4 protein-coding genes and 1 tRNA gene are annotated in these 20,526 nt (G+C 58.7%); 4 read left to right on the top strand and 1 reads right to left on the bottom strand.

Annotation, left to right across the window (positions count from 1 at the left end):
• Positions 1-18: 18 nt before the first annotated feature.
• Complete coding sequence (locus NQ842_RS19805; protein ID WP_182382054.1) at positions 19-735, top strand: class I SAM-dependent methyltransferase; 717 nt, start codon at positions 19-21, stop codon at positions 733-735.
• Here NQ842_RS19805 and rnhA read toward each other — a convergent pair whose 3' ends face one another.
• On the bottom strand, positions 736-1,203 hold the full coding sequence (gene rnhA, locus NQ842_RS19800; RefSeq protein ID WP_014830741.1) for a ribonuclease HI: 468 nt from the start codon (positions 1,201-1,203) through the stop codon (positions 736-738). It lies immediately after the preceding gene.
• Positions 1,204-1,267: 64 nt separating this feature from the next.
• Here rnhA and dnaQ point away from each other — a divergent pair, with 64 nt between their 5' ends.
• From dnaQ to NQ842_RS19785, 3 genes are all read left to right on the top strand, one after another.
• Positions 1,268-1,999: a DNA polymerase III subunit epsilon gene (gene dnaQ, locus NQ842_RS19795; RefSeq protein WP_047360741.1), complete on the top strand. Its 732-nt coding sequence runs from the start codon at positions 1,268-1,270 to the stop codon at positions 1,997-1,999.
• A 131-nt stretch (positions 2,000-2,130) separates the two neighbouring features.
• Positions 2,131-2,207 (top strand) — tRNA-Asp (locus NQ842_RS19790).
• A gap of 482 nt (positions 2,208-2,689) precedes the next feature.
• Positions 2,690-20,464: an Ig-like domain-containing protein gene (locus NQ842_RS19785; protein ID WP_257256239.1), complete on the top strand. Its 17,775-nt coding sequence runs from the start codon at positions 2,690-2,692 to the stop codon at positions 20,462-20,464.
• Positions 20,465-20,526 lie beyond the last annotated feature (62 nt).

Raw genomic sequence — 20,526 nt, 5'->3', positions numbered from 1 at the left:
AGCGTGGCAGGTGTTTTGATGAAACCGGCAAGGATACCTCAGACTGTCGCAGCACCGGAACGTTGGGCGGAATTGCCCTGGGGTGAATACTATCGCGAGGCGTTAGAACTACAGCTTAAGCCGTGGCTCGCAAAAATGTATGGCTTTCACCTGCTTAAGATTGGCAATCTCAGCGCGGAAATCAATACCGAAAGCTGCGCTATCTCGCATCAGGTCAATGTCTCTCTCGGCGGATCGCCGGTTCAGGTGAAAGCGGATCCTTTACATCTGCCGTTTGCGGAGAAGTCGGTTGATGCGTGCCTGCTGGCGCATACGATGCCCTGGTGCAGCGATCCTCACCGCATGCTGCGTGAAGCCGATCGCGTGCTGATAGATGACGGCTGGCTGGTGATAAGCGGGTTTAATCCGCTGAGCCTGATGGGGCTACGCAAGCTGGTGCCCGTGTTACGCCGCACTCCCCCTTATAACTGCCGGATGTTCACCATGATGCGCCAGCTGGACTGGCTTTCGCTGCTGAATTTTGAAGTGCTCAACTACGGCGGATTTCAGGTGCTGCCCTGGGCGCGGCGGGGCGGGGTTTTACTCAGTACCCATCTGCCCGCATTAGGCTGCATGCAGTTCATTGTCGCGCGTAAGCGGACCATTCCCCTTACGCTTAACCCGATGAAGCAGAGCAAATCGAAAACGCCGATCCGCCAGACCGTAGGTGCCACGCGACAGTACAGAAAACCGTGATCAGGACTCTGGCTGATAGCCCGCATCCTCATGTGCAGGATTGGATGCCGCGGCCCGTGCCAGTTCGTCGCAGCGTTCGTTTTCCGGGTGGCCGGCATGGCCTTTGACCCATTCCCATTTGATCTCGTGCTGGCCCAGCGCCGCATCCAGCCGTTTCCAGAGATCGACGTTCTTGACCGGCTTTTTATCTGCCGTCTTCCAGCCACGTTTTTTCCAGTTGTGGATCCACTGGGTGATCCCCTGGCGCACGTACTGGCTGTCGGTACTGAGCACCACGTCACAATGTTCTTTTAAGGCTTCCAGCGCCACGATGGCCGCCATTAACTCCATGCGGTTGTTGGTGGTCAGAAAATACCCTTCACTAAAAGTTTTTTCGTGCTGACGATAGCGCATAATCGCGCCATAGCCGCCAGGCCCTGGGTTACCGAGACAAGATCCATCGGTGAAAATTTCTACCTGTTTGCGCATCTCTGGTAGACTTCCTGTATTTGAAACGTTCAGTTAAACGATAAGTCTGACATAAATGACCGCTATGAGCACTGCAATTACTCGCCAGATTGTTCTTGATACCGAAACCACCGGTATGAACCAGATCGGCGCGCACTACGAAGGACACAAGATCATTGAGATCGGTGCCGTTGAAGTGGTGAACCGTCGTCTGACGGGTAACAACTTCCACGTCTACCTCAAGCCCGATCGGCTGGTGGATCCAGAGGCGTTTGGCGTTCACGGTATTGCCGATGAGTTCTTGCTGGATAAACCCACCTTCGCCGAGGTGGCAGACGAGTTCCTGGACTACATCAAGGGTGCCGAGCTCATCATCCACAACGCCTCGTTCGATATCGGCTTTATGGACTATGAGTTTAGTAAGCTCCAGCGCGATATTCCGAAAACGAACACCTTCTGCAAGGTCACTGACAGCCTGGCGCTGGCCAGGAAGATGTTTCCCGGCAAGCGTAACAGCCTCGATGCACTCTGTTCGCGCTATGAGATAGACAACACCAAGCGAACGCTGCACGGCGCATTGCTCGATGCCCAGATTCTGGCGGATGTCTATCTGGCGATGACCGGTGGCCAGACGTCAATGAAGTTCAGCATGGAGAATGAATCCCAGCAGACGCAGGGCGAAGCGGGAATTCAGCGCGTGGTTCGCCAGGCCAGCCGTTTGCGGGTCGTTTTAGCCAGTGATGCAGAGTTACTTGATCACGAATCCCGTCTGGATCTGGTGCAGAAGAAGGGCGGAAGCTGTATGTGGCGCGCCTGAAAAACGCCAGAACGCCTGTAAAATCATCGTTTGGGTGATTTTTGCAGCAAACGATTCAAAACGTGAGAAAAAGCATTGACGACTCCAGAGGCACACCGTAATATGCGCCTCGTTCCCCAAACGGGAACAGTGGAGCGGTAGTTCAGTCGGTTAGAATACCTGCCTGTCACGCAGGGGGTCGCGGGTTCGAGTCCCGTCCGTTCCGCCACTATTCAGGCCCACGTTATTTATAACGTGGGCCTTTTTCATTTCTGCGTTTCCTCAATCCTGATTTTCTCTCTTCCATCCGGTCTCGTTGTCGTCATCGTACGGCGAACGGCTGCATCGCTCTTCAATTGATTTTTTATAAAAACATCCGCTTCTTATATTTTTATTAATATATTCAATTTCATTTATTATTCTTTTGGTGTAAGTTCTTTAAGGTAAATTATTCTCTTCTGCCATTATTCCTTGTTCTCTCAATAATGCCTGTAGTGATGTTAACTATTCCTATTGCTGCGTAGAGTGTTACGTAGTTTATTCCTAACCATATAAAGAAGCCCGGCATGATATTTTTAAGCATCATGTCGATGAACCCTATGGACATGGATTATTTCAGGAAGGCATCAACGTAAGGCAGTGCAGGGTGTACCAACAAAAATGTTTATACATCCTTAATTTAGCGAGTGAAATTTACCAAGGACTTTAAGTATGACGGATAATAAAGTCATTTTAGCGGTCAATAACGGAGACGGAAAAACTCGGTTGTTGACGGCAGAAGCAGGCCGGACGGTTAAGGTGAAACTTATCCCCGGCAATAAATATTTATTGAAGAATTTTAACGACGACTTCGCACCAGAAAATATTACGCTGCAGCGCGTAGACAAGGCGTTGCACATTATTCAGGAAGGCGATACACAGCCAAGCATAATTATTGAAGATTACTTCAATGGTGATCCTACGAATCCGGTCCTGATGGGCATGGCGGAAGATGGATTACTCTACGCCTATGTTCCTCTGTCTGGTGACAGCTACGACACCGGTTATCTGATGGCGGATGGCAGCATGTCTCCTGTGGCGTTAGGGGGCGAACCGCTGGGGGCGGGTGGCCCTCTTCTGACGGCACCGGATGACGACAACGACATGCTGTTTGGCATGTTGGGATGGTTTGCACTCGCGGCGGCGGGTGTAGGGGCTGCTTTCGCGTTGTCTGAGATGGACAACGACGACGGCGATAACCACTCCACGCCTGATAAGCCGAGCATCGGCACCACGATGGATGATGAAGGCTCAATCAAAGGCCCGTTAAAATCAGGTGATACGACCGATGACTCAACGCCGACGCTGAGCGGTAAAGGTAAGCCTGGTGATACCATCCATATCTACGATAACGACAAAGAGATTGGCTCTGTTATCGTCGATGATGAAGGCGAGTGGAGCTATACGCCTGATAAGCCACTGGGTGAAGGTGAGCACGAGCTGACCGTCGTGGAAAAAGATCCTGACGGCAACGCGAGTCCTCCATCAGACCCGATTGTCATCGTCGTTGATACGGTTGCGCCAAAAGCGCCGACGATTGAACACATCATGGACAAAGTGGGTAAAACCACCGGTGAAATTCATGATGATGCTTACACCGACGATCCGAAACCAGAAATGAGCGGTACCGGTGAAGCAGGCGCAACGATCGCGATTTACGATAACGGTAAAAAGATCGGCGAAACCACCGTTAACGAGGATGGCCGTTGGTATTTCAAACCTGCTGAAAACCTCACTGACGGTAGCCACAGCATCACGGTCAGCCAGACGGATAAAGCGGGTAACGTCAGCGAACCGTCTGACGAGCGTGATTTTATTGTATTGACTGAACCTCCGGGAAAAGCAGAAACGCCTGAGGTCATTGACAATACCGGTCCGGTAACCGGTCCGCTCAAACCGGGTGATGTAACGGATGACAGTCAGCCTTCTTTCAGTGGAGAGGGAACACCGGGCAATACCATCATTATCAAAGATAATGATAAAGAGATCGGCTCGGTTATCGTCGACGACGAAGGTAAATGGTCATTTACACCTAAGGATGAACTTACCGAGGGTGAACATAATGTCGTGGTCGTTGAGGAAGATCCGCTCGGCAATGAAGGCGATCCTTCCGATCCGATTCAGATTATTGTGGATACCACGCCGCCAGCCAAACCGGATATGGCCGATGCCCAGGATAATACCGGGCCGATTACGGGCCAGCTGAAAGGCGGTGACGTCACGGATGAAACCCGTCCGGTATTCAGCGGTAAAGGTGAACCGGGCGACACCGTGACCATTTATGATGGTGACGAGGTGCTTGGCACAACCGTTATTGACGATAAAGGCAACTGGACGCTGAAACCAGAGAAACCGCTGGGTGAAGGCGATCACAGTATCACCGTTACGCAGACGGATAAGGCGGGCAATACCAGCGATCCCTCGGAAGCGCTGGAGTTTGAAGTTGACACTACCGCGCCTGATGCTTCAGCAAATGTTCTGAATATTACCGGCGTTGCGGATGACGTAGGCGATCGTCAGGGCAATGTAGCTAGCGGTGACATCACCGATGACAGCAAACCGCTCATCAGTGGTATCGGTGAAGCCGGGAACACCGTCTTTGTCTACACCACCGACTCTTCCGGCAAACACCTGATTGGTACAGCGGTGGTAGGCAGTGATGGCACCTGGAGCCTGACACCAGAAACCCCACTGACGGAAGGCCTGAACAAGCTGACCCTGGAGACGCAGGACCCGGCGGGCAACCGCGTTGCCGGTGAAGCGCCGTCTTACGACATCAATCTGCTGATCCCGGTGAGTACTGCACCGTCCATCAACAGCGTTGTGGACAACGCCGAGCCGCACGTCGGTCCAATGCAGAAAGGCGAATCCACCAACGACACCACCCCAACCCTGAGCGGCAGCGCTGCACCGGGCGACGTTGTGTCTATCCTCGACAACGGGAAAGTGATTGGCACCGTCAAGGCGGACAGCAACGGGAAGTGGTCGTTCACCCCGGATACTGCGCTGGCGGATGGCAAGCACACCTTCACCGTCACGGCGACTGACGCAGCGGGCAACGCGCGCACCAGCGGCTCCTTCCCGATCGTGATTGACACTGCGGCACCGTCTCCGGCAGAAAATATCGTTATCAATGATAACGTGGGCGACAAGCAGGGACCGGTAGGTCCAGGCGACACCACCGACGATCAGTCCCCGACCCTGAGCGGCGAAGCCGAGCCGGGCAGCGTGGTGGACATCTATGATAACGACGAGAAGATCGGTTCCGTCATCGTTGATGACGAAGGTAAATGGTCCTACACGCCAGACACGCCTCTGGCTAAAGGCGATCATGAGATCACCACCACCGTGACCGATCCGTCTGGCAACACCAGTGAACCGTCTCCGGGGATCTCCTTCACCGTCGATCCGGATCCAAACCAGGTCACCGTGGGTGAAGTGGTGGATGACCAGGGCCCGATCGTGGGCAACCTGAAGCCAGGCACCGTGACCGATGATGTCCGCCCTGAACTGAGCGGTAAAGGTAAGCCAGGCAGCACCGTGACCATCATGGATGGCGACGATGTACTGGGCTCCACCGTGGTGGATCCGGATGGCAACTGGACCTTTACCCCTGAACAGGATATGGCCGATGGCGATCACAGCCTGACCGTGATTTCCAAAGACCCGGCCGGAAACGAGGTGACCTCTCCGTCCTTTGATATTACCGTTGATGCGACCGCCCCGGAAAAACCTGTACTGGGATCCGCAACGGATGATGTGGGAACAATTCGTGGCGATCTGAGCAACGGCGGCACCACCGACGACGCAAACCCAACCTTCAACGGCTCTGCAGAGCCGGGCAGCCGTGTCGATATTTATGACAACGGTGAGCATATTGGTTCGACGATTGCGGACGACAACGGCGCCTGGCAGTTCACGCCAACCACACCTCTGCCAGAAGGTGAGCACCATATCACCACCACCGCAACGGATGAAGCGGGCAACACCGGTCCGGAATCGGATGATTTTGTGCTGGTGACCGACTACACCCCACCAGTGGCAAGCAGCGATGTACTGAACATTACGTCCGTAATGGATGATGTCGGCGGCCGTCAGGGTAACGTGGCCAGCGGTGAAATCACCGATGACAGCAAACCGGTTATCAATGGTATTGGTGAAGCGGGAAGCACCGTCTTTGTTTACAGCACGGATGCTAACGGCAAACATCTGCTGGGCTCAGCCGTGGTCGACAGTGAAGGCAACTGGACGCTGGCACTGGATACACCGCTGGTGGAAGGGCTTAATCAGCTGACGCTGGAAACCCAGGACGCAGTAGGCAATCGCGTAGCGGGTGAAGCACCGTCTTACGACATTACTGTTCTGATCCCGGTCAGCACCGAGCCGTCCATCAACAGCGTGGTGGACAACGCCGAGCCGCACGTCGGCCCAATGCAGAAAGGCGAAACCACCAACGACACCACCCCAACCCTGAGCGGCAGCGCTGCACCGGGCGACGTTGTGTCTATCCTCGACAACGGGAAAGTGATTGGCACCGTCAAGGCGGACAGCAGCGGTAAGTGGTCGTTCACCCCGGATACCGCGCTGGCGGATGGTCAGCACACCTTCACCGTCACGGCGACTGACGCAGCGGGCAACGCGCGCACCAGCGGCACCTTCCCGATCGTGATCGATACTGCGGCACCGTCTCCGGCAGAAAATATCGTTATCAATGATAACGTTGGCGACAAGCAGGGGCCGGTAGGTCCGGGCGACACCACCGACGATCAGTCCCCGACCCTGAGCGGCGAAGCCGAGCCGGGCAGCGTGGTGGACATCTACGATAACGACGAGAAGATCGGTTCCGTCATCGTTGATGACGAAGGTAAATGGTCCTACACGCCAGACACGCCTCTGGCTAAAGGCGATCATGAGATCACCACTACCGTAACCGATCCGTCAGGCAACACCAGTGAACCGTCTCCGGGGATCTCCTTCACCGTCGATCCGGATCCAAACCAGGTCACCGTGGGTGAAGTGGTGGATGATCAGGGGCCGATCGTGGGCAACCTGAAGCCAGGCACCGTGACCGATGACGCACGTCCTGAACTGAGCGGTAAAGGTAAGCCGGGCAGCACCGTAACCATCATGGATGGCGACGATGTACTGGGCTCCACCGTAGTGGATCCGGATGGCAACTGGACCTTTACCCCTGAACAGGATCTGGCCGATGGCGATCACAGCCTGACCGTGATTTCCAAAGACCCGGCCGGAAATGACGTGACCTCTCCGTCCTTTGATATCTCTGTCGATACCGTGGCACCGGAAAAACCGGTTATTGGTGTTGCGACTGATGACGTCGGCTCCAGCCGTGGCGATCTGAGCAGCGGCAGCACCACCGATGACGCAAACCCGACCTTTAACGGTACCGCAGAGCCGGGCAGCCGTGTCGATATCTATGATAACGGGGAACTGATTGGTTCTACCGTGGTGGACGAAAATGGCGGCTGGCAATTTACGCCAACCACCGCGCTGCCAGAGGGTGAGCACCATATCACCACTACCGCAACCGATAAGGCCGGTAACACGGGTCCGGAATCAGATGATTTTGTACTGATCACCGACTACACCGCGCCTGACGCGAGCAAGCTGGCGATCACCGAAGTCTATGACGACGTGAACACCGCAGGCGTGATTGCCTCCGGCGAAGAAACCGACGACAACCGTCCGCTGATCAAGGGGACGGGCGCAGAGCCGGGCAACACCATCACCGTGTACAACGGCGACAAGGTGATTGGCACCGCGAAAGTACAGGCTGACGGCACCTGGTCCCTGGAGCCGACCACGCCGCTGCCGGACGGGAAGTACACCCTGACGGCGAAAGAGACCGACGGCGTGGGCAATGTCTCCGGTCCGTCCGGTGAGTACATCATCAACGTGGCCACCGTACCGCCGCAGGCGCCGACGCTGGATACCGTCTATGACGACGTGGCCCCGCATGCGGACTACCTGCAGAAGGGCGATGTCACCAACGACACCACCCCGACCCTGAGCGGCAGCAGCGGCGTGATCGGCGGCACCATCAGCATCTACGATAACGGTCGCCTGATCGGCACCGCCACCGTGGGCAGCAACGGCAGCTGGAGCTTCACGCCGGATACGGCGCTGGCTGACGGTAGCCATAACTTCACCGCCACCGTCACCGACGGCGTGGGACGCACCAGTGAGCCAACCGGCGGCTTCGGTATCGTGATTGATACAAAAGCCCCGGACGCGGCCTCTGACCTGCTGGTCACCGACAACGTCGGTGCGTACCAGGGCCCGGTCGTGAGCGGCGACACCACCGATGACAACACCCCGACCCTGAGCGGTAAGGCCGAGCCGGGCAGCACGGTGAACATCATCGACAACGGCCAGGTCATCGGCACCGCGCAGGTGAAACCGGACGGTACCTGGAGCTTCACCCCGGATCAGGCGCTCTCCAACGGCGAGCATGACCTGACCACCACCGTCACCGATCCGTCGGGTAACACCGGGCCGGAAGGCTCGCACGTGGTCATCACCGTTGACGTGGTCCCGGGCAAGGTGGAAATCACCGCCGTGACCGATGACACCGGCAGCGTCACCGGCAGCCTGTCGCAGGGCGCGCTCACCGACGACACCCGTCCGCAAATCAGCGGCACGGCGAAGGCGGGCAGCACCGTGACCATCATGGACGGCAGCAACGTGCTGGGCACCACCACGGCAGGCGCTGACGGCACCTGGAGCTTCACGCCGAGCGTGGACCTGGGCCGCGGCGACCACACCTTCACCGCCACGGCGAAGGACCCGATGGGTAATGAGTCGAGCAGCAGCAGCTGGACCGTGACCATCGACACCGATGCGCCGGTGAAACCGACCATCGACGCGGCGCTGGACGACGTGGGCACCGTGCAGGGTAACCTGGCGAACGGCGGCACCACCGACGATCCGACCCCGACCCTGAGCGGCAAGGCGGAAGCGGGCAGCACCGTGAAGATCTACGATCAGAACGGCCTGCTGGGCGAGGTGACGGCGAAAGCTGACGGCACCTGGAGCTTCTCGCCGGTGGCGAAACTGCCGGAAGGCGAGCACCGCTTCCACGTGACGGCGACCGACAAGGCGGGCAACACCAGTTCTGCGTCAGACGACTTCGTTCTGACCCTGGACTACACCGCCCCGGATGCGAGCAAGCTGGCGATCACCGAAGTCTACGACGACGTGAACACCGCAGGCGTGATTGCCTCCGGCGGGGAAACCGACGACAACCGTCCGCTGATCAAGGGAACGGGCGCAGAGCCGGGCAACACCATCACCGTCTACAACGGCGACAAGGTCATTGGCACCGCGAAAGTGCAGGCCGACGGCACCTGGTCCCTGGAGCCGACCACGCCGCTGCCGGACGGGACGTACACCCTGACGGCGAAAGAGACCGACGGCGTGGGCAACGTCTCCGGTCCGTCCGGTGAGTACATCATCAACGTGGCCACCGTACCGCCGCAGGCACCGACGCTGGACACCGTCTATGACGACGTGGCCCCGCATGCGGACTACCTGCAGAAGGGTGACGTCACCAACGACACCACCCCGACCCTGAGCGGCAGCAGCGGCGTGGCGGGCGGCACCATCAGTATCTACGACAACGGTCGTCTGATTGGTACCACCACCGTGGGCAGCAACGGCAGCTGGAGCTTCACGCCGGATACGGCGCTGGCAGACGGCAGCCATAACTTCACCGCCACCGTCACCGACGGCGTGGGCCGCACCAGTGAGCCAACCGGCGGCTTCGGTATCGTGATTGATACAAAAGCCCCGGACGCAGCCTCTGACCTGCTGGTCACCGACAACGTCGGTGCGTACCAGGGCCCGGTCGTGAGCGGCGACACCACCGATGACAACACCCCGACCCTGAGCGGTAAGGCCGAGCCGGGCAGCACGGTGAACATCATCGACAACGGCCAGGTCATCGGCACCGCGAAGGTGAACCCGGACGGCACCTGGAGCTACACCCCGGACCAGCCGCTGGCGAACGGCGCACACGACCTGACCACCACCGTCACCGATCCGTCGGGCAACACCGGGCCGGAAGGCTCGCACGTGGTCATCACCGTTGACGTGGTCCCGGGCAAGGTGGAAATCACCGCCGTGACTGACGACACCGGCAGCGTCACCGGCAGCCTGTCGCAGGGCGCGCTCACCGACGACACCCGTCCGCAAATCAGCGGCACGGCGAAAGCGGGCAGCACCGTGACCATCATGGACGGCAGCAACGTGCTGGGCACCACCACCGCGGGCGCGGACGGCACCTGGAGCTTCACGCCGAGCGTGGACCTGGGCCGCGGGGACCACACCTTCACCGCCACGGCGAAGGACCCGATGGGCAACGAGTCAGCCAGCAGCAGCTGGACCGTGACCATCGACACCGATGCGCCGGTGAAACCGACCATCGACGCGGCGCTGGACGACGTGGGCAGCGTGCAGGGTAACCTGGCGAACGGCGGCACCACCGACGATCCGACCCCGACCCTGAGCGGTAAGGCGGAAGCGGGCAGCACCGTGAAGATCTACGATCAGAACGGCCTGCTGGGCGAGGTGACGGCGAAAGCTGACGGCACCTGGAGCTTCTCGCCGGTGGCAAAACTGCCGGAAGGCGAGCACCGCTTCCACGTGACGGCGACCGACAAGGCGGGCAACACCAGTTCTGCGTCAGACGACTTCGTTCTGACCCTGGACTACACCGCCCCGGATGCGAGCAAGCTGGCGATCACCGAAGTCTACGACGACGTGAACACCGCAGGCGTGATTGCCTCCGGCGGGGAAACCGACGACAACCGTCCGCTGATCAAGGGAACGGGCGCAGAGCCGGGCAACACCATCACCGTGTACAACGGCGACAAGGTCATTGGCACCGCGAAAGTGCAGGCCGACGGCACCTGGTCCCTGGAGCCGACCACGCCGCTGCCGGACGGGACGTACACCCTGACGGCGAAAGAGACCGACGGCGTGGGCAACGTCTCCGGTCCGTCCGGTGAGTACATCATCAACGTGGCCACCGTACCGCCGCAGGCACCGACGCTGGACACCGTCTATGACGACGTGGCCCCGCATGCGGACTACCTGCAGAAGGGTGACGTCACCAACGACACCACCCCGACCCTGAGCGGCAGCAGCGGCGTGGCGGGCGGCACCATCAGTATCTACGACAACGGTCGTCTGATTGGTACCACCACCGTGGGCAGCAACGGCAGCTGGAGCTTCACGCCGGATACGGCGCTGGCAGACGGCAGCCATAACTTCACCGCCACCGTCACCGACGGCGTGGGCCGCACCAGTGAGCCAACCGGCGGCTTCGGTATCGTGATTGATACAAAAGCCCCGGACGCAGCCTCTGACCTGCTGGTCACCGACAACGTCGGTGCGTACCAGGGCCCGGTCGTGAGCGGCGACACCACCGATGACAACACCCCGACCCTGAGCGGTAAGGCCGAGCCGGGCAGCACGGTGAACATCATCGACAACGGCCAGGTCATCGGCACCGCGAAGGTGAACCCGGACGGCACCTGGAGCTACACCCCGGACCAGCCGCTGGCGAACGGCGCACACGACCTGACCACCACCGTCACCGATCCGTCGGGCAACACCGGGCCGGAAGGCTCGCACGTGGTCATCACCGTTGACGTGGTCCCGGGCAAGGTGGAAATCACCGCCGTGACTGACGACACCGGCAGCGTCACCGGCAGCCTGTCGCAGGGCGCGCTCACCGACGACACCCGTCCGCAAATCAGCGGCACGGCGAAAGCGGGCAGCACCGTGACCATCATGGACGGCAGCAACGTGCTGGGCACCACCACCGCGGGCGCGGACGGCACCTGGAGCTTCACGCCGAGCGTGGACCTGGGCCGCGGGGACCACACCTTCACCGCCACGGCGAAGGACCCGATGGGCAACGAGTCAGCCAGCAGCAGCTGGACCGTGACCATCGACACCGATGCGCCGGTGAAACCGACCATCGACGCGGCGCTGGACGACGTGGGCAGCGTGCAGGGTAACCTGGCGAACGGCGGCACCACCGACGATCCGACCCCGACCCTGAGCGGTAAGGCGGAAGCGGGCAGCACCGTGAAGATCTACGATCAGAACGGCCTGCTGGGCGAGGTGACGGCGAAAGCTGACGGCACCTGGAGCTTCTCGCCGGTGGCAAAACTGCCGGAAGGCGAGCACCGCTTCCACGTGACGGCGACCGACAAGGCGGGCAACACCAGTTCTGCGTCAGACGACTTCGTTCTGACCCTGGACTACACCGCCCCGGATGCGAACAAGCTGGCGATCACCGAAGTCTACGACGACGTGAACACCGCAGGCGTGATTGCCTCCGGCGGGGAAACCGACGACAACCGTCCGCTGATCAAGGGAACGGGCGCAGAGCCGGGCAACACCATCACCGTGTACAACGGCGACAAGGTCATTGGCACCGCGAAAGTGCAGGCCGACGGCACCTGGTCCCTGGAGCCGACCACGCCGCTGCCGGACGGGACGTACACCCTGACGGCGAAAGAGACCGACAGCGTGGGCAATGTCTCCGGTCCGTCCGCAGAGTACGTCATCAACGTGGCCACCGTACCGCCGCAGGCGCCGACGCTGGACACCGTCTATGACGACGTGGCTCCGCACGCGGACTACCTGCAGAAGGGCGATGTCACCAACGACACCACCCCGACCCTGAGCGGCAGCAGCGGTGTGATCGGCGGCACTATCAGCATCTACGATAACGGTCGCCTGATTGGCACCGCCACCGTGGGCAGCAACGGCAGCTGGAGCTTCACGCCGGATACGGCGCTGGCAGACGGCAGCCATAACTTCACCGCCACCGTCACCGACGGCGTGGGCCGCACCAGTGAGCCAACCGGCGGCTTCGGTATCGTGATTGATACAAAAGCACCGGACGCGGCCTCTGACCTGCTGGTCACCGACAACGTCGGTGCGTACCAGGGCCCGGTCGTGAGCGGCGACACCACCGATGACAACACCCCGACCCTGAGCGGTAAGGCCGAGCCGGGCAGCACGGTGAACATCATCGACAACGGCCAGGTCATCGGCACCGCGAAGGTGAACCCGGACGGTACCTGGAGCTTCACCCCGGACCAGCCGCTGGCGAACGGCGCACACGACCTGACCACCACCGTCACCGATCCGTCGGGTAACACCGGACCGGAAGGCTCGCACGTGGTCATCACCGTTGACGTGGTCCCGGGCAAGGTGGAAATCACCGCCGTGACCGACGACACCGGCAGCGTGACCGGCAGCCTGTCCCAGAACGCGGTCACCGACGACACCCGTCCGCAAATCAGCGGCACGGCGAAGGCGGGCAGCACCGTGACCATCATGGACGGCAGTAACGTGCTGGGCACCACCACCGCGGGGTCTGACGGCACCTGGAGCTTCACGCCGAGCGTGGACCTGGGCCGCGGCGACCACACCTTCACCGCCACGGCGAAAGACCCGATGGGCAACGAGTCAAGCAGCAGCAGCTGGACCGTGACCATCGACACCGATGCACCGGTGAAACCGACCATCGACGCGGCGCTGGACGACGTGGGCAGCGTGCAGGGCACCCTGGCGAACGGCGGCAGCACCGATGACCCGACGCCAACCCTGAGCGGCAAGGCCGAGCCGGGCAGTACCGTGAAGATCTACGATCAGAACGGCCTGCTGGGCGAAGTGACGGCGAAAGCCGACGGCACCTGGAGCTTCTCACCGGTGGCGAAACTGCCGGAAGGCGAGCACCGCTTCCACGTGACGGCGACCGACAAAGCCGGTAACACCAGTGTGGCATCGGACGACTTCGTCCTTAACCTGGACTTCACCGCCCCGGATGCCAGCAAAGTCAGCATCACCGATGTGGTGGATGATTTTGGTTCTGTCACCGGATCGATTGCCTCGGGTGGTAAGACGGACGATAACACGCCGCTGATCAAGGGGACGGGCGCAGAGCCGGGCAACACCATCACCGTGTACAACGGTGACAAGGTGATTGGCACCGCGAAAGTACAGGCTGACGGTACCTGGGAACTTCAGGTCACCAAAGCCCTGCCTGACGGGACGTACAACCTGACGGTTAAAGAGACCGACAGCGTGGGTAACACCACGGCGGCATCACCGGAATACATTATTCAGATCGATGCGGGCGGTCAGCCGCTGCCACCGACACTGAGCAGTGTGGAAGATGATGTTGCGCCGCATACCGGCCCATTACAAAAGGATGCCTTGACCAACGACAACACGCTGCTTCTGACCGGTACGGCTGAAGCCAACGTAACGGTTCGCATTTATGGCGGCCCGAACGGCACCACCTTGCTGGGTGAAACCAAGGCCGATGCACAGGGCAAATGGAGCTTCAATACGCCGAAACTGGCGGACGGTGTCCATACGTTTGTCGCGGAAGCGATTAACGACATTGGTCAGGTGAGCCCGCAGACTGGCGGCTTCCCGATCACGGTGGATACCAGCGCGCCGGGTGAGGTCACAGGCTTTATCGTGAGCGATAACGAAGGTCCGAAGACCGGTACGTTGTCCAATGGCGATACCACTGACGATGCGACACCGACCATCAGCGGTAAAGCAGAGCCAGGCAGCGTTGTTCACATCTATGTGAACGGCCAGGAAAACGGTACTGCGGTGGCAGACGCGAACGGTAACTGGACTTACACCACCGGTTCTCTGGCGGATGGGGAATACACCTTCACCGCGCGTGCTGAAGATTCAGCAGGCAACCTGGGGGCTGAAAATGCCGGTGTCACCGTCACGCTTGATACCTCCAGCGTACCGGTCACTATCGTTCGCGTGATGGACGATAAAGGCACCGTAACGGGCGAACTGAAGGCCAATGATGTGACTGACGATGCCCGTCCGGACATTATCGGCAAGGCAAAAGCAGGCAGCATCGTGACCATCAAAGATGGCAGCGTGGTGCTGGGCACCGTGACGGCAGATGCCAGCGGTAACTGGACATTCACCCCTACCAGCGATCTGGGCGATGGCGTACATAACATTACGGCGACCGCTAAAGATCTGACCGGTAAAGAGGATACCTCCAGCACCTTCAGCTTCGAAATTGACAGTAAAGCACCGAATCGTCCGAGCATTGATTACGCGGAAGATCAGGTGGGTACCGTTAAGGACGACCTGAACAGCAACGACGTGACTGACGATCCGCAGCCAATCCTGCACGGTACGGCCGAAGCGAACAGTACCGTCAACATCTACTCCGTTGATGGCACGCTGTTGGGTTCAGTCACCGCGAACAGCAGCGGCGCGTGGAACTTCAAGCCGGGCAGTAAGTTGCCAGAAGGGAAAAACACCTTCTATGTGACGGCGACGGATAAAGCCGGAAACGTCAGCGACAAGTCTGCGGCCTTCGTACTGACCACCGACTACACCGCGCCGGATGCGAGCAAAGTGACCATTGATTCCGTTACGGATAACGTGGGTAACGTTCAGGGGATAGTTGCGGATGGCGGCGTTCTGGACGATTCACGTCCGGTGATCCGCGGCTCTGGTGCTGAAGTGGGCAACGTCATTACGGTCTACACCACCGATAAAGACGGCAACACGAAGGTACTGGGTACCACCACGGTTGATCAGAACGGCAAATGGGAACTGACGCCATCTGAGTCTCTGTATGGTGACTCCATCAACAAACTGACCGTGACGGAAACCGATCGGGTTGGCAACGTGGCGAAACCGGCTGACAGCTATGACGTCATTATGTCCGATACCCCGGATGCACCAGCGATCGTTAACGTTCTGGACGATACCGGCACAACCGTTATCAACCTGGCCAACAATGCGTTGACCAAAGACGATACGCCGACCCTGAACGGGACGGCGGACGGTGCTGCGGGCGATACGATCACCATCTACAACGGCAGTCAGGTTGTAGGTAAAACAACGCTGAACAGCGATGGCACCTGGAGCTTCACGCCATCTCCGGCACTGGCTGACGGTAGCTACACCTTTACGGTGACCAATACCAACAGCGCGGGTCAGGAGAGCGATCGCAGCGGTTCGTTCACGGTAACCATTGATTCAACAGCACCGAATCCGGTTTCCGGCCTGCAGGTGTCTGACGATCAGGGGGCCTGGAAAGGTCAGTTGACCGAGGGCATGACCACGGACGACAACAAACCGACCTTCACCGGTAAAGCGGAGCAGGGCAGCACGGTCACTATCTATGATAATGGCCAGGCGATCGGTTCAGTCACCGTCACCAACCCTGACGGTAGCTGGCAGTTCACCCCGTCCACGCCGCTGGTTGATGGCGAACACCAGTTCGCGACTCAGGTAACGGATCCGGCGGGTAACGCGAGCGCGATCGTTGACGATATCACTGTTAACGTCTCCACGGGCGCAAGCTATCTGCAACTGCTGCAGGTGGTGGATGATGTGCAGGAAACGGGCGGCTCACGCGTGCTTCGCGAGGGTGAAGTCACCAATGATAGCCAGGTACAGCTGGTCGGTAAGGCGACGGCAGGCAGCACCATTATCATCACTGACGTCGGTGGCGTTCAGCTTGGCACGGTGAAAGCAGATGCCAACGGTGACTGGGAATTCACGCCGCTGAGCAGCCTGAGTGATGGCGCGCATACGCTGCGTATTACCGGGACCGATCCGTCCAATAACCCGCTCACGCCGATCGACTTTGATCTGGTGGTGGACACGGTTGCGCCTGTCGCGCCGGTTATTACGGATGTGCTGGACGACGTTAACCCGGTTCAGGGTTCTGTTGCCCACGGCAAACCTACCAACGACACCACGCCTGAAATTACCGGTACGGCAGAGAAGGGCAGCACGGTGAATGTGTACCATCAGGTGGATGCGACAACGCGCATTCTGCTGGGTACCGCCGTGGCCGATAGCACGACGGGCCAGTGGACGCTGCAGATCACTGACGCGAACAAGCTGACTGAAGGCACCTGGAATCTGGTGGCAACCTCTACGGATGCGGCGGGCAACATCAGTACGCCGAGCAACACCTGGACGATTGTTGTCGATACCACCGTGTCTGACGCGGTTATCAATATCAGCTCTATATCAGAAGACCGGGGGTCATCAGATACTGACTTCGTCACCAGCGATAACACGCTGTTGATTAACGGTCAGCTGACGAAAGCCCTGCAGGCGGACGAATGGGTTGAGATTAGCCTCGACAACGGTGCAACCTGGACGCGTGCCTCAACGGTGACCAGTACATCCTGGACTGTGGATATGCAGAACACGACGCTGAATGATGGTGCTTACACCATTCAGGCTCGCGTGGTGGATAACGCCGGTAACGTTGGCAGCACTGATTCTCAGGCGCTGCAGGTGGCAACAGGCGGCAGTGACATGAATGGTCTGTCTACGACCACCAAAGTCACCACCGATACCAGCCATGGTCTGACGACAGGTGATCACTTCAGCCATGCTGCGACAGCAACCAACAGCGACATGGTCACCCGTGACCGTACGGTGACCATTAGCGGTAACCTGAGCGCGGCGCTACAGGCGGGTGAGCATCTGCAGATCTCCCTGGATAACGGCAAAACCTGGCAAACGCTGGCACTTAACGGCCAGAGCTGGAGCTATGTACTGCCGGAAGCGACAGCAAGCACTACTCACAGCTTCAAGCTGCAGGTCATTGACGTTGCGGGCAACCCAGGTACGAACACGAAGTTTGCGGATAGCTACAACGTGGTTATCGATCTGGATTCTCCGAACGGTATTACCGGGGCGCCAGATGTGCCGCAGCACACCACCACAGGAGATTCGTTCACCTTCTCCAGCGGTCAATACGGTCGTGTTGAAGCGGGGGCGATTGTCTCGCTGGTGAGTGACGTCAACAACAACGGGACCTATCAGGAAGGTCTGGATCAGGTCATTGGCTTCGTGAAGGCTAACGCTGACGGCTCCTGGAGTCTGAATACGTCGCTGCCTTCTGGCGCACATAACCTGGCCTTTGTGGTCTGGGATGAAGCGGGTAACCGCTCAAGCATGAGCGCCAGCACCAGTACAGGTGTCACCGAAGGTGGCGGCAGTACGCTGATTGAACAAACCTGGGGGGGAACGACCGATGCGGACAGCCGCGGTCTGAACGCCGCTGCGGTGACCATCAGTCAGGATGGTCTGTGGTCATTCTTCCAGAGTGCTCGTGGCACTTCTGGCACATCGACCGCTAACGCCGGACGTGTCTATGACTCCGTCACGCGTGAAGACTACGATTCAACGTACCTTGCCCAACCGTCAACTGAAAACGGTGCGGGTTACGACGTAGATAGCACGTCATACAGCCGTTATGTTAACTCCGCAGCCTTTGCGGACATTAACCGCGATGGCTATGCCGACGTCATGTCTCAGATCAGTAGTTATAGTAACGCGGGTCGTACCGCCTACTGGCTGCAGAATGCGGACGGTAGTTACTCCGCGAAGGCGCTGGATCAGGGCACCCTGAACCACCTCGGCGGCGTGATTTCCTATGACCGTGAAGGTGATGGCTATCTGGACTTTGTGCTGGGTGACTCCGAAGCAGACTCCATTTCGTTCATCAAAAATACGCAGGGCACGCTCAGTTACGAGGACAATTCCGGCTTCTCTGACGGACATCCTGGCGGAGCATTGCCAACGTCGCTGAGTGTGCTGCACGAAGTCGGGGCTGTGGATATCGATAACAACGGTACCGTAGATATTACGGCACATATCGACTACAACGGCGCTGGCAACCTCGTCGGCAACAACTCCCGCGGTCTGGGTATCTTGTATAACCAGACTACCGGGACGTCGAAGACCAACTTCGGTGAAGTTGGCTACTACGCGAACGTGTTCCGTGACGATGGCCATGAAGACTACGGTAACTTGTCTATCTCCATGACCTATGCGGATTACAACAACGATGGTTGGCTGGATCTGTTCCTGAGCCGTGGTTCGAAGGGGGGCAGTAACAGCGACGAGAGCCGTATCTATCTGAACGATGGTACCGGCAAGCTCAATGCAACGGACAGCCAGGCGCAGTGGTTTGGCGATAACGTTGATGGCGGCACGTCGCTGGCAGTGGACTGGAACCACGACGGTAAGATGGACATCATCGAAGTGCCACGCTCTGGCGTGACTGGCTCGCCAATGTTGTATACCAATACCGGTAGTAACAATTGGGGCGCCAATAAAGTCAGCCTGACAGGTAGCACGACGTTCAACAACATGACGGGTGCCGTCGCACTCGACTATGACTGGGACGGTTCGATGGACCTGGTGCTGTACCGTTCTGGCGCAGATGCTGATGTCGTGGCAAGAGACGACGCGGGACGCACGATGCTGGTGAAAAACACCAATATCGCGGCGGACGGCACGAGCCTGCAGATCCGTATTGTTGACGGCAACGGCATCAATACCTTCTACAGCAACACCGTGAAGTTATACAACTCAGCGGGCGAGCTTGTGGCAACCCAGTTGATTAACCCGCAGTCCTCTGGTTCCAGCAACAGTATGGGTCTGGTGAGCTTCTTCGGGCTGGATCCGAATGAAGTTTACTCCGTGCAGATGCTGCGCATTACCGACGGTAAAGCGGATCACGTTGGCGCAACGGGCAGCATTGGTGGCTACACCAACGGTACGGTAAATGAGAACTGGGGTGGCCTGACAACAGGTAAAGCCCATGACTCCTACGTACTGACGGCGGAAAGCAGCAATGCGGCGAACAACACCTCCGGCAACAACGGGATCATCGGGACGGGCTATAACGACACCTTCTTCGGTTCTGCAGGCAATGACACCTACAACGGTGGCGGCGGCTGGAACCAGATTGTGAGCGGTAAGCCAGTCTGGAGCGAAACTGCCGGTATGGACGTTGTTGACTATAGCCGTTCAACCACTGCGATCAACGCGAACCTGTGGACAGGCACTGCAACCGGTAACGGCACCGATAAGCTCCTCAACATCGAGGGGCTCGTAGGTTCCAGCCAGCAAGATACGTTTACGGATAACTCCGCGAATAACGTGTTTGAAGGACGTGGTGGCAACGACGCCTTCTACCTGGTCAACGGCGGTAACGATACGCTGATGTACAAGGTGTTGGCAGGTCTGAGCAACGACAGCACCGGTGGCAATGGTCATGACACGATCCACGGCTTTAAGGTGGGTAATCTGGTGAAAGACAGTGATGCAGATCTGCTCGATATGAGTGAACTGCTTGACTACAAAGGTTCTATCTCCTTCTTCGAAGACGAAGGAAAACTGGAGCTGGATTACTCCTCCCGCGGCGTACTTGACTACGTCAAGGTGGAAGTTGTGGGTAGTGATACCGTGATCAGTATCGACCGTGACGGTCAGGGCGGACAGCATGGATTTACGCAGGTTGTCACGCTGGCTGACGTGCAAACGGATTTGGTGACGCTGCTACAGAATAACCAAATCATGATGTAACCCAGTAAATACCCGCCATCTTCGGATGGCGGGCTTTCTGCACGCATCTACCCATCGTTGTT

Origin of the sequence: Enterobacter cloacae complex sp. R_G8 (genome assembly GCF_024599795.1) — a bacterium.
GTDB lineage: Bacteria > Pseudomonadota > Gammaproteobacteria > Enterobacterales > Enterobacteriaceae > Enterobacter > Enterobacter dissolvens.
Note: the sequence above shows the minus strand (reverse complement) of the source record. Positions and strands in the feature narration are given on the sequence as shown.

Coding starts and splice junctions, on each gene's coding strand:
- NQ842_RS19805 (WP_182382054.1), top strand. CDS start 19: ATGAAACCGGCAAGGATACCTCAGACTGTCGCAGCACCGGAACGTTGG.
- rnhA (WP_014830741.1), bottom strand. CDS start 1,203: ATGCGCAAACAGGTAGAAATTTTCACCGATGGATCTTGTCTCGGTAAC.
- dnaQ (WP_047360741.1), top strand. CDS start 1,268: ATGAGCACTGCAATTACTCGCCAGATTGTTCTTGATACCGAAACCACC.
- NQ842_RS19785 (WP_257256239.1), top strand. CDS start 2,690: ATGACGGATAATAAAGTCATTTTAGCGGTCAATAACGGAGACGGAAAA.